This is a genomic window from Pantoea sp. SGAir0180 (assembly GCF_043546245.1).
Genome location: NZ_CP028071.1, coordinates 3,559,394 through 3,574,050, shown reverse-complemented (window position 1 = coordinate 3,574,050; position 14,657 = coordinate 3,559,394). Strand labels below are relative to the sequence as shown.

General features: G+C 50.5%; 11 protein-coding genes and 4 tRNA genes. 14 read left to right on the top strand and 1 reads right to left on the bottom strand.

Annotation, left to right across the window (positions count from 1 at the left end; translation table 11 throughout):
* Nucleotides 1-150: 150 nt before the first annotated feature.
* A complete protein-coding gene (gene murB, locus C1N58_RS16760; RefSeq protein WP_324020643.1) occupies nt 151-1,188 on the top strand; it encodes a UDP-N-acetylmuramate dehydrogenase in 1,038 nt (345 codons plus the stop codon).
* Complete coding sequence (gene birA, locus C1N58_RS16755; protein ID WP_375097300.1) at nt 1,185-2,144, top strand: bifunctional biotin--[acetyl-CoA-carboxylase] ligase/biotin operon repressor BirA; 960 nt, start codon at nt 1,185-1,187, stop codon at nt 2,142-2,144. The genes murB and birA overlap by 4 nt, the downstream gene beginning before the upstream one ends.
* Nucleotides 2,145-2,188: 44 nt before the next feature.
* Here the strand turns inward: birA and coaA are convergent, their stop codons facing one another.
* A complete protein-coding gene (gene coaA / locus C1N58_RS16750) occupies nt 2,189-3,136 on the bottom strand; it encodes a type I pantothenate kinase (RefSeq protein ID WP_394564354.1) in 948 nt (315 codons plus the stop codon).
* A 1,480-nt stretch (nt 3,137-4,616) separates the two neighbouring features.
* Between coaA and C1N58_RS16745 the strand changes: the two genes are divergently transcribed.
* The 12 genes from C1N58_RS16745 (at nt 4,617) to rpoB (ending at nt 14,569) form a co-directional block, all read left to right on the top strand.
* Nucleotides 4,617-4,692, top strand: a tRNA-Thr gene (locus C1N58_RS16745).
* Nucleotides 4,693-4,699: 7 nt separating this feature from the next.
* A tRNA-Tyr gene (locus tag C1N58_RS16740) sits at nt 4,700-4,784 on the top strand.
* Nucleotides 4,785-4,976: 192 nt separating this feature from the next.
* Nucleotides 4,977-5,051 (top strand) — tRNA-Gly (locus C1N58_RS16735).
* A gap of 5 nt (nt 5,052-5,056) precedes the next feature.
* A tRNA-Thr gene (locus tag C1N58_RS16730) sits at nt 5,057-5,132 on the top strand.
* Between the two features lie 106 nt (nt 5,133-5,238).
* The gene (gene tuf / locus C1N58_RS16725; RefSeq protein WP_006120578.1) at nt 5,239-6,423 is read left to right on the top strand and encodes an elongation factor Tu; all 1,185 of its coding nucleotides are present in this window, start codon (nt 5,239-5,241) and stop codon (nt 6,421-6,423) included.
* Between the two features lie 229 nt (nt 6,424-6,652).
* Nucleotides 6,653-7,036 carry a preprotein translocase subunit SecE gene (gene secE / locus C1N58_RS16720; RefSeq protein ID WP_006121494.1) on the top strand — a complete coding sequence of 128 codons (384 nt, stop codon included), beginning with the start codon at nt 6,653-6,655 and terminating at the stop codon, nt 7,034-7,036.
* A gap of 1 nt (nt 7,037) precedes the next feature.
* Nucleotides 7,038-7,583 (top strand): transcription termination/antitermination protein NusG, encoded by a 546-nt coding sequence (gene nusG, locus C1N58_RS16715; RefSeq protein WP_003848088.1) that lies wholly within the window; start codon nt 7,038-7,040, stop codon nt 7,581-7,583.
* Nucleotides 7,584-7,728: 145 nt separating this feature from the next.
* Nucleotides 7,729-8,157: a 50S ribosomal protein L11 gene (rplK, locus tag C1N58_RS16710; protein ID WP_006121495.1), complete on the top strand. Its 429-nt coding sequence runs from the start codon at nt 7,729-7,731 to the stop codon at nt 8,155-8,157.
* A gap of 3 nt (nt 8,158-8,160) precedes the next feature.
* A complete protein-coding gene (gene rplA, locus C1N58_RS16705; RefSeq protein WP_006121496.1) occupies nt 8,161-8,865 on the top strand; it encodes a 50S ribosomal protein L1 in 705 nt (234 codons plus the stop codon).
* A gap of 421 nt (nt 8,866-9,286) precedes the next feature.
* Entirely contained in the window at nt 9,287-9,784 is a 498-nt protein-coding gene (gene rplJ / locus C1N58_RS16700) for a 50S ribosomal protein L10 (protein WP_003848098.1), read from the top strand.
* Between the two features lie 63 nt (nt 9,785-9,847).
* On the top strand, nt 9,848-10,210 hold the full coding sequence (gene rplL / locus C1N58_RS16695) for a 50S ribosomal protein L7/L12 (RefSeq protein WP_006121499.1): 363 nt from the start codon (nt 9,848-9,850) through the stop codon (nt 10,208-10,210).
* A 330-nt stretch (nt 10,211-10,540) separates the two neighbouring features.
* Nucleotides 10,541-14,569 (top strand): DNA-directed RNA polymerase subunit beta, encoded by a 4,029-nt coding sequence (gene rpoB / locus C1N58_RS16690; RefSeq protein WP_033737970.1) that lies wholly within the window; start codon nt 10,541-10,543, stop codon nt 14,567-14,569.
* Nucleotides 14,570-14,657 lie beyond the last annotated feature (88 nt).

Sequence of the window (14,657 nt, the reverse complement as noted above, 5' to 3'; positions counted from 1 at the left end):
GTCGTCATGCCCGCGACGGGATTTCTTTCTACCCGTTCAGCGTTCTGAGTGGCTGATATGCAGCGAAAAACGTCTTCGCACGCAAATTCCCTCTCAATCCGTTCATGATGCGGTAAACTACGGCCAGATTAACCCCGTGAAGGCCTTATCATGTCCAGCTCGTATACCTCCTTAAAAGCCGACAATACGCTCGGTCTTGATGTCAGCACACAAATTCGTATTGTCGCCGAAACACCTGAAGCCATACTTGCGGCATGGCAGATGAGCCAGCGTAACCAGCAACCCTTTTTGATCCTGGGTGAAGGCAGCAATGTACTGTTTCTTGAGGACTTCGCGGGCATTGTGGTGCTCAACCGCATCGCTGGAGTTGAAATACGCGACGAGAATGAGCGCTGGAAGCTGCATGTTGGCGCGGGTGAAAACTGGCATCAACTGGTAAAAATGACGCTGGAAAAAGGGATTTCCGGACTAGAGAACCTGGCACTTATTCCCGGTATGGTCGGCTCTGCACCCATCCAGAATATCGGCGCCTATGGCGTTGAACTGAAAGATGTCTGTGAATATGTAGACGTGCTGAATTTGCAAACCGGCGTCACTGAGCGTTTAAGCCGTGACGATTGCCAGTTTGGCTATCGCGACAGCATTTTTAAACATCAGTACCAGTCGGGCTATACGATTGTTGCCGTCGGGTTTTCATTAACCAAACAGTGGCAACCGGTGCTGACGTATGGCGATTTAAAGACGCTTAATCCGGCGACTGCGAATGCCTGGGATGTGTTTCATGCCGTTTGCCATATGCGACAGAGCAAATTACCTGACCCCAAAATAACAGGCAATGTTGGCAGTTTTTTCAAAAATCCAGTGATTAGTCGGCAGCAGGCCGAAGTATTGCTTAATCACTATCCTGCGATGCCAAATTATCCCCAACCAGAGGGTACGGTAAAACTTGCCGCAGGCTGGTTAATCGATCAGTGTCAGCTTAAAGGCTGTCGGGTTGGCGGCGCGGAAGTTCATCAGCAGCAGGCATTAGTGCTGATTAATGCCGCCAATGCCACGCCAGGCGATATCGTTGCGCTGGCAAAAAAGGTGCGCGCACGCGTAGGTGAGAAATTTGATGTCTGGCTTGAGCCTGAGGTCCGTTTTATCCGGGCACAAGGTGAATGCAATGCGGTTGAGGTGATTGCATGAAAGACCACAGCGTACCGCTAAAGCTTATTGATATCCTGTCAGATGGCGAATTTCATTCTGGTGAGCAATTAGGTGAAACGCTCGGCATGAGCCGCGCAGCAATTAATAAACATATTCAGACGTTAAAAAGCTGGGGCCTTGAAGTGTATACGGTTACCGGGAAAGGCTACAGCTTCCCTGCACCGCTTCAGTTGCTCAATGAAAAGGCGATTCTTGGTCAGCTTTCTCAGCCTGATGTCGCCGTGATACCGGTTATCGATTCGACGAACCAGTATTTACTTGAGCGTATGGATTCACTGCCTTCAGGTGCCGTTTGTGTGGCGGAATATCAGCAAGCGGGACGCGGACGACGCGGGCGGCATTGGTTTTCTCCCTTCGGTGCTAATCTTTATATGTCTATGTACTGGCGTCTGGAGCAAGGGCCTGCTGCAGCGATGGGGCTCAGCCTGGTGATTGGTATAGTGATGGCAGAGACGCTTCAGTCATTAGGTGCGGAGGATGTTCGCGTAAAATGGCCGAATGATATTTACCTCCATGACAGAAAATTAGCAGGCATCTTAGTGGAGTTAACCGGTAAAACCGGCGATGCTGCGCAGATCGTAATGGGAGCGGGCATCAATTTAGCGATGCGAAATGCCGACGCGGCGCAAATCAATCAGGGCTGGATTAATCTGCAGGAAGCGGGCGTAACGCTTGATCGTAATGACCTGGCTGCAACGTTAATCAATCGCCTGCGTGAGGCACTACCTGTTTTTGAACAGGAAGGTCTGGCACCTTTTGTCGCACGCTGGGCAGGCTTAGACAACTTTATCAACCGTCCGGTCAGGTTACTGATGGGCGAGCGGGAAGTTCACGGCATTGCACGCGGCATTGATAATCAGGGTGGTTTGCTGCTGGAACAAGAGGGCGAAATTAAATCCTGGATGGGTGGGGAAATATCGCTGCGTCCCCTTTAAAAGTCTGTAAAGCCTGCTTTTAAGGCAGGCTTTATTGTCGTAACTTATTTTCTCAGGCGGACTTTTTCAACCGCATGATTACCACTTTTGGTCATAATCAAGCTGGCTCTTTCACGTGTAGGAAGAATATTCTCTTTCAGGTTCAGCCAGTTGATCTCTTTCCACAGCGATCCCGCGATCTTGATGGCCTCATCTTCAGGTAACTGTGCATAATGATGAAAATAAGAGTCGGGATCGGTGAAAGAGCCTTGGCGAAATTTCAGAAAGCGATTGATATACCAGTGCTGTAAAAGATCTTCTTCCGCATCGACATAGATAGAAAAATCGACAAAATCAGAAACAAATACGTGGTGCGGATCGTGAGGATAATCCATTCCACTTTGAAGAACGTTTAAGCCTTCCAGAATTAAAATATCGGGTTGTTGCACCACTTTATCCCCATCCGGAATAACGTCATAAATGAGATGGGAATAAACGGGCGCCGTCACCTGCTGGGCGCCAGACTTAAGGTCTGACACAAACTTAACTAACCGATGCATATCATAAGATTGAGGAAACCCTTTTTTCTTCATGAGACCGCGCTCTTTTAGTACCGAGTTCGGATGAAGGAAGCCATCAGTTGTAATTAACTCAACCTTACGGTGCTCAGGCCAGCGGCTGAGAAGCGCCTGTAAAACGCGGGCAGTCGTACTTTTCCCCACCGCAACGCTACCAGCAATACTGATAATGTAAGGGATCTTTTGCCCGTCTGTGCCCAGAAATTGTTCCAGAACAGCCTGGCGACGCACATTCGAACTTATATAGAAATTCAGCAAGCGTGAGAGCGGCAGATAGATTTCGGCCACCTCTTCAATAGAAAGGTCTTCGTTTATCCCTTTTAACTGAGCAATTTCATCCTCTGCCAGCGTCATGGGAACGGAGTCGCGTAATGACGCCCATTGTTCACGGGTGAACTGTAAATAAGGCGTGGTGAGTGATGTCGTTTTATCCATAAGTATACATTTGACTGCAGATTCAAACCAATCTGTACATTTTCACCGAAGATTACTCGGGCACGGTAGCGTAATGAATTGCGGGTCACAGAGTTATTAACGAGAACAATGGGCTGGAGGGTACCACCAGTATAGCTTTTAAAAGAAGTAAAAAATAAACGGGGATAAGCTTTCGTCGGCGCCTCCGCAATTTTAACAAATCCTTGATCAAGAGGCTTGATCTCTGTAATTACAGCATGCGATGTGACAGGTAAATCTTCAGCCCGGTGGGTAGCACTGATCAGGGCACGTAAACGGGCCTCCGCTCATTATCGTATGGTTCACTCAGCCAGTAGCCGGTTAACGAGCGGGTCTTTCATGATAGCGCGTGCAATGAATCCGTGGCTGTCTGTTACTTTATGCCGGACGTTAAGCCGCAAATAAGGTGCGTGTCAGGCGCGTCACTGTTTTGGGGCGTGCTTTCATTCGCCAAGTCATTTGTCTGAACGTCCACAAGGCACTTTATTGCCTTCAGAGACCAGTCTGCCCCAGGCACGGATACCTTCTGTACTCTCTTTCCCGTGACGAATAACCCTTACCACGACCCTTTCTCTGCCCTCGCATGGCGTGTCCATCAGATCAGCCCAATACTGTTGCTGCCAACATAAGGCCGCCACAGGCTTTGTGGTGTGCTTAAGCTTTTTGAGGGCCAAAGGAGAGAAGAAGCGCTTTAATCCGCCTGACCGGGTTTCTATGCAGGTTGAACCGGGAGGCACAGCGCGTTCTGACAACAGAAGGGACAAACATAATGACTTTCGGCGGCGTTCCAGTTGGTCGCAGCCGTCATCGGTGCGGACAGGGTGGAATCTGCACATCAAGCATCGGGCTGTTCTCATGTGTCATGTGACTTCTCTGTTGTACGTAGGCATTACCTGTTCATATGCAACCTCGCTTATCTTCACCGCGTCGACATCAATACACATGCACTCGCGTGCCTGTGAGGCCAGTAATCGAACAGAGCAGCGCTGTCGGCCATAGAAAGCATACAAGCAATGCCTGATTCACGCGTATTGAAAGCGGTATTGTGCCAGTGTCCATTCCCACCTCTTTAGGTGCCAGTACGTTTTCTCTGCAACCCTGTCAACTTAACATCACTCATCGCTTACCCTGTGGTGGCGTTTTTGCACAAACAAACCGATATCCACAAACAAAAAACGGCTGTCGATGGAAAACACCGGGCAATAAATAAGCAATCGAGACGAATTTTGCATGATCAGCAAAAAAAGGGGACGTGAAAAAAGCCATCCACCAAAGAATGAAATCGTGAAGACCAAATCCAGGGACAGAAGATGACGCGAAAATTTGACCAATAATTGGATGTTATTTCTGCAGAATAGGGGTAAATTGCGATGCTTTGCACAAATAGTAAGCGATAGAACAAAAACAGTGATTTTTTTGTTGCATCCTTCAGCCGACCTTCCTAGAATGCGCGTCACTTGATGCCGGCTTAGCTCAGTTGGTAGAGCAACTGACTTGTAATCAGTAGGTCACCAGTTCGATTCCGGTAGCCGGCACCATCAAGTAGGTGGGATTCCCGAGCGGCCAAAGGGAGCAGACTGTAAATCTGCCGTCACAGACTTCGAAGGTTCGAATCCTTCTCCCACCACCATCTCGACCCTCGGGTTGAGAACAGATAAACAACCTGTTTATCTGGCAGGTGAGTCACTTCTTCTCACCCTGAATTCAGATTGGGTGTAAGCTCAGTCAAAGTCAGCCAGCTTCGCTGGCAGGCTAAGAATAATAGGGGACTTCCCCTGTTATTCACAAGCTACAGAAAGAACAGGTAGCCGAGTTCCAGGATGCGGGCATCGTATAATGGCTATTACCTCAGCCTTCCAAGCTGATGATGCGGGTTCGATTCCCGCTGCCCGCTCCAGATGTGCTGATATGGCTCAGTTGGTAGAGCGCACCCTTGGTAAGGGTGAGGTCCCCAGTTCGACTCTGGGTATCAGCACCACTTCCTTTATCTCCCTCCTGATTTTCTCTGTAACTCCTTGCAGTCAGGCAATGCCTGGTTAATGTGACGATATCTTTGATATATCCGTGTCTTAGAGGGACAAGCGATGGCTAAAGAGCAATTTCAACGTAACAAACTGCACGTAAACGTGGGCACCATCGGTCACGTTGACCACGGTAAAACCACCCTGACTGCAGCAATCACCACCGTTCTGGCTAAAACCAACGGCGGCCAGGCGCGTGCGTTCGACCAGATCGACAGCACCCCTGAAGAAAAAGCACGTGGTATCACCATCAACACTGCACACGTTGAGTATGAAACCCCGTCTCGCCACTATGCACACGTTGACTGCCCGGGCCACGCCGACTATGTGAAAAACATGATCACCGGTGCTGCGCAGATGGACGGCGCGATACTGGTTGTTGCTGCGACTGACGGCCCAATGCCGCAGACCCGTGAGCACATCCTGCTGGGTCGTCAGGTAGGCGTTCCTTACATCATCGTGTTCCTGAACAAGTGTGACATGGTTGATGACGAAGAGCTGCTGGAACTGGTTGAGATGGAAGTCCGTGACCTGCTGTCACAGTACGACTTCCCGGGCGACGATACTCCAATCGTTCGCGGTTCAGCACTGAAAGCGCTGGAAGGCAACCCAGAGTGGGAAGAGAAGATCGTTGAGCTGGCTAACCACCTGGACAACTACATCCCGGATCCGGTTCGTGCTATCGACATGCCGTTCCTGCTGCCAATCGAAGACGTATTCTCAATCTCTGGCCGTGGTACTGTAGTAACCGGTCGTGTTGAGCGCGGTGTTGTTAAAGTCGGCGACGAAGTTGAAATCGTGGGTATCAAAGATACGGCGAAATCAACCTGTACCGGTGTTGAAATGTTCCGCAAACTGCTGGACCAGGGTCAGGCAGGCGAAAACTGTGGTGTTCTGCTGCGCGGTATCAAGCGTGAAGACATCCAGCGTGGTCAGGTTCTGGCGAAGCCAGGCACCATCAAGCCACACACCAAGTTCGAGTCAGAAGTTTACGTTCTGTCTAAAGACGAAGGTGGCCGCCATACTCCGTTCTTCAAGGGCTACCGTCCACAGTTCTACTTCCGTACCACTGACGTGACCGGTTCAGTAGAGCTGCCAGAAGGCGTTGAAATGGTTATGCCAGGCGACAACATCAAAATGGTTGTTACCCTGATCCACCCAATCGCAATGGACGAAGGTCTGCGCTTCGCAATCCGCGAAGGTGGCCGTACCGTTGGCGCGGGCGTTGTTGCCAAAGTTATCGCTTAATTATCGATAATATTTGACGCAATGCACATGGAAAGGGCATCATTTGATGCCCTTTTTGTACGCTGTTTTATAGAACCTGACTCATCAGTGATTTTGCACCATAATCATTGCTGAGACAGGCTCTGTTATGCGGCGCTGGATACCGAGTTACGCCCCAAAAGCTCATTCGGTTTGGATGCCTCGCGATGCGGGGCAGAATAGTTTCTGAATTATTGTGGCAGGTTGGTTTATGAGTGCGAATACCGAAGCTCAAGGGAGCGGGCGCGGCCTCGAAGCGCTGAAATGGGTAGTGGTAGTCTTATTACTGCTTGCGGCGATCGTAGGTAACTACCTCTATCGTGATGTGACGTTACCTCTGCGTGCGTTGGCTGTTGTTATTTTGATTGCAGCAGCAGGCGGCATTGCGCTTTTAACGACCAAAGGCAAAGCGACCGTAGCCTTTGCACGTGAAGCAAGAACCGAAATGCGCAAGGTTATCTGGCCAACCCGCCAGGAGACACTGCATACCACGTTAATCGTTGCCGCGGTCACTGCCGTGATGTCACTGATTTTGTGGGGGCTGGATGGCATTCTGGTCCGTCTGGTATCGTTTATCACTGGCCTGAGGTTCTGAGATGTCTGAAGCTCCAAAAAAACGCTGGTACGTCGTGCAGGCGTTTTCCGGTTTTGAAGGCCGCGTAGCACAGTCGCTGCGTGAGCACATCAAATTGCACAACATGGAAGAGCTGTTTGGCGACGTCATGGTGCCGACTGAAGAAGTGGTCGAGATCCGTGGTGGTCAACGCCGTAAAAGCGAACGTAAATTCTTCCCAGGCTACGTTCTGGTTCAGATGGTAATGAATGATGCCAGCTGGCACCTCGTTCGCAGCGTGCCACGCGTAATGGGTTTCATCGGTGGTACTTCTGACCGCCCTGCGCCAATCAGCGATAAAGAAGTTGATGCGATCATGAACCGCCTGCAGCAGGTAGGTGACAAGCCACGTCCGAAAACGCTGTTCGAACCGGGCGAAATGGTACGCGTCAACGATGGTCCGTTTGCCGACTTTAACGGCGTGGTCGAAGATGTCGATTATGAGAAGAGTCGTCTGACTGTTTCGGTCTCCATCTTTGGACGTGCAACACCTGTCGAACTCGATTTCGGTCAGGTGGAGAAAGGCTAACCTTTCTTTTACTATTTGGCTGTTGCAGCAGGCGCGAAATTAAACTATAATTTCGCGCCTTTTGTTTTTATGCGCTGGCAACAGCGTGTAAATCGTTACCACGGGGAGCCTTTTAAAGGCGCTATAACCCAATTGAGGAATTATCATGGCTAAGAAAGTACAAGCCTACGTCAAGCTGCAGGTTGCAGCTGGTATGGCGAACCCAAGTCCACCAGTTGGTCCAGCTCTGGGTCAGCAGGGTGTTAACATCATGGAATTCTGTAAAGCGTTTAACGCCAAAACAGAATCACTGGAAAAAGGCCTGCCTACTCCAGTTGTTATCACCGTATACAGCGACCGTTCTTTCACCTTCATTACCAAAACGCCTCCGGCTGCCGTTCTGCTGAAAAAAGCAGCGGGCATCAAGTCTGGTTCTGGTAAGCCGAACAAAGATAAAGTCGGTAAAGTGACTCGTGCTCAGGTACGTGAAATCGCAGAAACTAAAGCTGCGGACATGACTGGTTCTGACGTTGAAGCGATGACTCGCTCAATCGAAGGTACTGCTCGTTCCATGGGCCTGGTAGTAGAGGACTAAGAAATGGCAAAGCTGACCAAGCGCATGAGCGTTATTCGCGACAAAGTTGACGCGACTAAGCAGTACGATATTGCTGAAGCAATCGCATTACTAAAAGAGCTGGCTACCGCTAAGTTCGTTGAAAGCGTAGACGTTGCTGTTAACCTCGGCATCGACGCTCGTAAATCTGACCAGAACGTGCGCGGCGCGACCGTTCTGCCACACGGTACAGGTCGTTCTGTACGTGTAGCCGTCTTCACCCAAGGCGCAAACGCTGAAGCTGCTAAAGCAGCTGGCGCTGAGCTGGTAGGTATGGAAGATCTGGCTGAGCAGATCAAGAAAGGCGAAATGAACTTTGACGTTGTTATTGCATCTCCAGATGCAATGCGCGTTGTTGGCCAGTTAGGTCAGGTTCTGGGTCCACGTGGCCTGATGCCAAACCCGAAAGTCGGTACTGTAACCCCGAACGTTGCTGAAGCGGTTAAGAACGCTAAAGCAGGTCAGGTTCGTTATCGTAACGACAAAAACGGCATCATCCACACTACCATCGGTAAAGTGGACTTCGATGCTGACAAACTGAAAGAAAACCTGGAATCTCTGCTGGTTGCGCTGAAAAAAGCAAAACCTGCTCAGGCGAAAGGCGTGTATATCAAGAAAGTCAGCATCTCTACCACCATGGGCGCCGGCGTTGCCGTTGACCAGGCTGGTCTGAGCGCAGCGGCAAACTAATTGCTGCTTGAAACGGGCGAAAAATTCACCTAGAATCTTACGCCCGTTGTTCTGCATTCATGCAGATGTCATTGTGAGTAAGTCAGATTGTGCGAACGCAGCGACTGAGTCAGTCGCCTGAAACACAGTAAAGTGTTCAGCAGGCCTTATAAAGGCTGTCAGTGCAGGGCAATCTGGGCCACGATGTACAGCCGAATTTTAGGTTGGAGCCAGGCCTTATCCTGGCCTCCGTCCAAGACCGCAGGAGCTGCACATTTTCGGATGTAATGCTTAATACCCTGCGTAGACGGTGACAGAACCAAAAGAATTTTTCTTTACTGGATTCTGCTCACCGTGTAATAGCGCTTATTTTCCTTCGGGCGAATAAGTGAAGTGAGTTCCGGGGAAATCCATCCCCGGTCAAATCCAGGAGCTAAAGCTAATGGCATTAAATCTTCAAGACAAACAAGCGATTGTTGCTGAAGTCAGCGAAGTAGCCAAAGGTGCGCTTTCAGCGGTTGTTGCGGATTCTCGTGGCGTTACCGTTGATAAAATGACCGAACTGCGTAAAGCAGGCCGTGAAGCTGGCGTTTACATGCGTGTTGTTCGTAACACCCTGCTGCGCCGCGTCGTTGAAGGTACTCAGTTCGAGTGCCTGAAAGACACGTTTGTTGGTCCGACCCTGATTGCATATTCTATGGAACACCCGGGCGCTGCTGCTCGTCTGTTCAAAGATTTCGCGAAAGCGAATGCAAAATTTGAGGTCAAAGCTGCAGCCTTTGAAGGTGAGCTGATCACGGCGGCCAATATTGACCGTCTGGCAACGCTGCCGACCTACGAAGAAGCACTGGCACGTCTGATGTCGACCATGAAAGAAGCCGCTGCCGGCAAACTGGTTCGCACTCTGGCTGCTGTTCGCGATGCAAAAGAAGCGGCTTAAGGCCTCTCTTTTCTTCGTACTTGCTAACGTATAAACTTTTTCTGATTCTTAGGAACAATTGTTATGTCTATCACTAAAGACCAAATTCTGGAAGCCGTTGCCGCTATGTCCGTAATGGAAGTAGTTGAGCTGGTTTCTGCTATGGAAGAAAAATTCGGCGTTTCTGCTGCTGCTGCTGTAGCTGTTGCTGCTGGCCCAGCTGAAGCTGTTGAAGAGAAAACTGAATTCGACGTTATCCTGAAAGCTGTTGGCGCGAACAAAGTTGCAGTAATCAAAGCCGTTCGTACCGCAACTGGTCTGGGCCTGAAAGAAGCCAAAGATCTGGTTGAAGCAACTGGCGTGATCAAAGAAGGCATCAGCAAAGATGACGCAGCTGCACTTGAAGCTGCTCTGAAAGAAGCTGGCGCTGAAGTTGAAGTTAAGTAAGACAACCCTCGGGTTGCAGTCTGAGTAATATCAGACTGATGGCTGGTGACTTTTTGGTCACCAGCCTTTTTGCGCTCCAGGGCCTCAATGGGGTTTCGCACTGTTTGTCCATTGTTGCTCTTCAATATCTTTCTCTATCGACGACTTAATATACTGCTTTCCTGTGCGGGTTCCCTGCCCACGCTGAAGCAATGAAATGATTTAAGCGTGATAGAAAGAGGTATTGCACACACTGCCGGGCAGTGCGTGAATCAAACAAAATCGTGTTGCATGAACTGTCCTGTCAGGACGGACAGCGTGGGTCGACTTGTCAGCTAGCTGAGGAACCCTATGGTTTACTCCTATACCGAGAAAAAACGTATTCGTAAGGATTTTGGTAAACGTCCACAAGTTTTGGACATACCTTATCTCCTTTCTATCCAGCTTGATTCGTTTCAGAAGTTTATCGAGCAAGATCCAGAAGGTCAGTACGGACTGGAAGCTGCCTTCCGCTCTGTATTCCCTATCGCGAGCTACAGCGGCAACTCTGAGTTGCAGTATGTCAGCTATCGCTTAGGTGAACCTGTCTTTGACGTGAAAGAATGTCAGATCCGTGGCGTGACCTACTCGGCACCGCTGCGCGTCAAACTGCGTCTGGTGATCTATGAGCGCGAAGCGCCAGAAGGCACAGTAAAAGACATTAAAGAACAAGAAGTCTACATGGGTGAAATTCCACTCATGACAGACAACGGTACCTTTGTTATCAACGGTACTGAGCGTGTTATCGTTTCTCAGCTGCATCGTAGTCCTGGCGTATTCTTTGACAGCGATAAGGGTAAAACCCACTCATCGGGTAAAGTGCTGTATAACGCACGTATCATTCCTTACCGTGGTTCATGGCTGGACTTCGAGTTTGACCCGAAAGACAACCTTTTCGTCCGTATTGACCGTCGTCGTAAGCTGCCGGCCAGTATCATCCTGCGCGCACTGCATTACACCACTGCTGAAATCCTCGATATCTTCTTCGAGAAAGTGGTGTATGAAATCCGTGACAACAAGCTGCAGATGGAACTGGTGCCAGAGCGCCTGCGTGGTGAAACCGCGACCTTCGATATCGAATCGAATGGCACGGTCTACGTTGAGAAAGGGCGTCGCATCACTGCGCGTCACATTCGTCAGCTCGAAAAAGACGGTATCCAGCACATTGAAGTGCCTGTTGAATATATTGCAGGCAAAGTGGTCTCTAAAGATTATATCGATGAGAACACCGGTGAACTGATTATCGCAGCGAACATGGAGCTTTCGCTGGATCTGTTGGCCAAGCTGAGCCAGGCGGGTCACAAACGTATCGAAACGCTGTTCACCAACGATCTGGATCACGGCCCTTATATCTCCGAGACCCTGCGCGTCGACCCAACCAACGATCGCCTGAGCGCGCTGGTTGAGATTTACCGCATGATGCGTCCTGGTGAGCCACCTACGCGTGAAGCAGCAGAGAACCTGTTCGAGAACCTGTTCTTCTCTGAAGATCGTTACGATCTTTCTGCTGTCGGCCGCATGAAGTTCAACCGTTCATTGCTGCGTGATGAAATCGAAGGTTCAGGTATCCTGAGCAAAGAAGACATCATCGAAGTGATGAAAAAGCTGATCGACATCCGTAACGGTAAAGGCGAAGTGGACGATATCGACCACCTCGGTAACCGTCGTATTCGTTCAGTGGGTGAAATGGCGGAAAACCAGTTCCGCGTCGGCCTGGTCCGTGTTGAGCGTGCAGTGAAAGAGCGTCTTTCTCTGGGCGACCTCGACACATTGATGCCTCAGGACATGATCAACGCCAAGCCTATTTCGGCGGCGGTGAAAGAGTTCTTTGGTTCAAGCCAGCTGTCCCAGTTTATGGATCAGAACAACCCGTTGTCAGAGATTACGCACAAGCGTCGTATCTCTGCTCTCGGCCCGGGTGGTTTAACCCGTGAGCGTGCCGGCTTCGAAGTGCGTGACGTACACCCAACGCACTACGGTCGTGTCTGCCCAATCGAAACCCCTGAAGGTCCGAACATCGGTCTGATCAACTCCTTGTCTGTATATGCGCAGACGAACGAGTACGGTTTCCTGGAAACCCCTTATCGTCGCGTGATCGACGGTGTGGTTTCCGATGAAATTCATTACCTGTCTGCCATCGAAGAAGGTAACTATGTCATCGCTCAGGCGAATACCAACCTGTCAGAAGAAGGTGCGTTCGTTGATGACCTGGTGACCTGCCGTAGCAAAGGTGAATCGAGCCTGTTCAGCCGCGATCAGGTTGACTACATGGACGTTTCGACCCAACAGGTCGTTTCCGTCGGTGCGTCACTGATCCCGTTCCTGGAACACGATGATGCTAACCGCGCCCTGATGGGTGCGAACATGCAACGTCAGGCCGTTCCTACACTGCGTGCCGATAAGCCGCTGGTAGGGACCGGTATGGAGCGCGCGGTTGCCGTTGACTCCGGTGTTACCGCTGTGGCGAAACGTGGCGGTACCGTTCAGTACGTTGATGCATCACGTATCGTTATCAAAGTTAACGAAGACGAAATGTATCCGGGCGAAGCGGGCATCGACATCTACAACCTGACCAAATACACCCGTTCTAACCAGAACACCTGTATCAACCAGATGCCATGTGTATCTCTGGGCGAGCCAGTTGAGCGTGGTGATGTGCTGGCTGATGGTCCGTCTACCGATCTCGGTGAACTGGCGCTGGGTCAGAACATGCGCGTCGCGTTCATGCCGTGGAACGGTTACAACTTCGAAGACTCCATCTTAGTCTCCGAGCGCGTGGTGCAGGAAGATCGCTTCACGACCATCCACATTCAGGAACTGGCCTGTGTGTCTCGCGACACCAAGCTGGGGCCAGAAGAGATTACCGCTGACATCCCGAACGTGGGTGAGGCTGCACTCTCTAAACTGGATGAATCCGGTATCGTTTACATCGGTGCGGAAGTGACCGGTGGTGACATTCTGGTTGGTAAAGTGACGCCAAAAGGCGAAACCCAGCTGACACCAGAAGAGAAACTGCTGCGTGCGATCTTCGGTGAGAAAGCGTCTGATGTGAAAGACTCTTCTCTGCGCGTGCCTAACGGTGTTTCGGGTACGGTTATCGACGTTCAGGTCTTCACCCGCGATGGCGTGGAAAAAGACAAACGTGCGCTGGAAATCGAAGAGATGCAGCTGAAGCAGGCGAAGAAAGACCTGTCTGAAGAGCTGCAGATTCTGGAAGCGGGCCTGTTCAGCCGTATCCAGTCTGTCCTGATTTCTGGTGGCGTTGAAGCAGACAAACTGGACAAGCTGCCGCGTGAGCGTTGGCTGGAACTGGGTCTGACTGACGAAGCCAAGCAAAACCAGCTGGAACAGCTGGCAGAGCAGTACGACGAACTGAAGCACGAGTTTGAGAAAAAACTCGAAGGCAAGCGTCGTAAAATCACACAAGGCGATGATCTGGCACCAGGCGTGCTGAAAATCGTTAAGGTTTATCTGGCCGTTAAACGTCAGATTCAGCCTGGTGATAAGATGGCAGGTCGTCACGGTAACAAAGGTGTTATCTCGAAGATCAACCCAATCGAAGACATGCCTTACGATGAGAACGGTACGCCGGTCGATATCGTACTGAACCCGCTGGGCGTACCTTCACGTATGAACATCGGTCAGATCCTTGAGACGCACTTAGGGATGGCAGCGAAAGGTATCGGCGAGAAAATTAACGCGATGCTGAAGAAGCAGGAAGAAGTCGCCAAACTGCGCGAATTCATCCAGCGTGCTTACGATCTGGGCACAGATGTGCGTCAGAAAGTTGACCTGAATACCTTTAGTGATGACGAAGTTCTGCGTCTGGCTGAAAACCTGAAAAAAGGTATGCCGATCGCCACGCCGGTGTTTGATGGTGCGAAAGAGAGCGAAATCAAAGAGCTGTTAGAGCTCGGCGGTCTGCCTTCTTCCGGTCAGATTACCCTGTTTGATGGTCGCACTGGTGAGCAGTTCGAACGTCAGGTAACCGTTGGTTATATGTACATGCTGAAACTCAACCACCTGGTTGATGACAAGATGCACGCACGTTCTACTGGTTCCTACAGCCTCGTTACTCAGCAGCCGCTGGGTGGTAAGGCACAGTTCGGTGGTCAGCGCTTCGGTGAGATGGAAGTATGGGCACTGGAAGCATACGGTGCGGCATATACCCTCCAGGAAATGCTTACCGTTAAGTCTGATGACGTTAACGGCCGTACCAAGATGTATAAGAACATCGTGGATGGCAACCATCAGATGGAACCTGGCATGCCAGAATCGTTCAACGTACTGTTGAAAGAGATTCGCTCGCTGGGTATCAACATCGAGCTGGAAGACGAGTAACCCTCAGTAGCGGGCTTCGGCCTGTAAGCGCAGGGTTAACGCGCTCGCATTTGTACTGGTTATGGGGCGTTCAATTTCGGTTGGACGC

Coding starts and splice junctions, on each gene's coding strand:
- rplK (WP_006121495.1), top strand. CDS start 7,729: ATGGCTAAGAAAGTACAAGCCTACGTCAAGCTGCAGGTTGCAGCTGGT.
- birA (WP_375097300.1), top strand. CDS start 1,185: ATGAAAGACCACAGCGTACCGCTAAAGCTTATTGATATCCTGTCAGAT.
- rpoB (WP_033737970.1), top strand. CDS start 10,541: ATGGTTTACTCCTATACCGAGAAAAAACGTATTCGTAAGGATTTTGGT.
- nusG (WP_003848088.1), top strand. CDS start 7,038: ATGTCTGAAGCTCCAAAAAAACGCTGGTACGTCGTGCAGGCGTTTTCC.
- rplA (WP_006121496.1), top strand. CDS start 8,161: ATGGCAAAGCTGACCAAGCGCATGAGCGTTATTCGCGACAAAGTTGAC.
- rplL (WP_006121499.1), top strand. CDS start 9,848: ATGTCTATCACTAAAGACCAAATTCTGGAAGCCGTTGCCGCTATGTCC.
- rplJ (WP_003848098.1), top strand. CDS start 9,287: ATGGCATTAAATCTTCAAGACAAACAAGCGATTGTTGCTGAAGTCAGC.
- coaA (WP_394564354.1), bottom strand. CDS start 3,136: ATGGATAAAACGACATCACTCACCACGCCTTATTTACAGTTCACCCGT.
- murB (WP_324020643.1), top strand. CDS start 151: ATGTCCAGCTCGTATACCTCCTTAAAAGCCGACAATACGCTCGGTCTT.
- tuf (WP_006120578.1), top strand. CDS start 5,239: ATGGCTAAAGAGCAATTTCAACGTAACAAACTGCACGTAAACGTGGGC.
- secE (WP_006121494.1), top strand. CDS start 6,653: ATGAGTGCGAATACCGAAGCTCAAGGGAGCGGGCGCGGCCTCGAAGCG.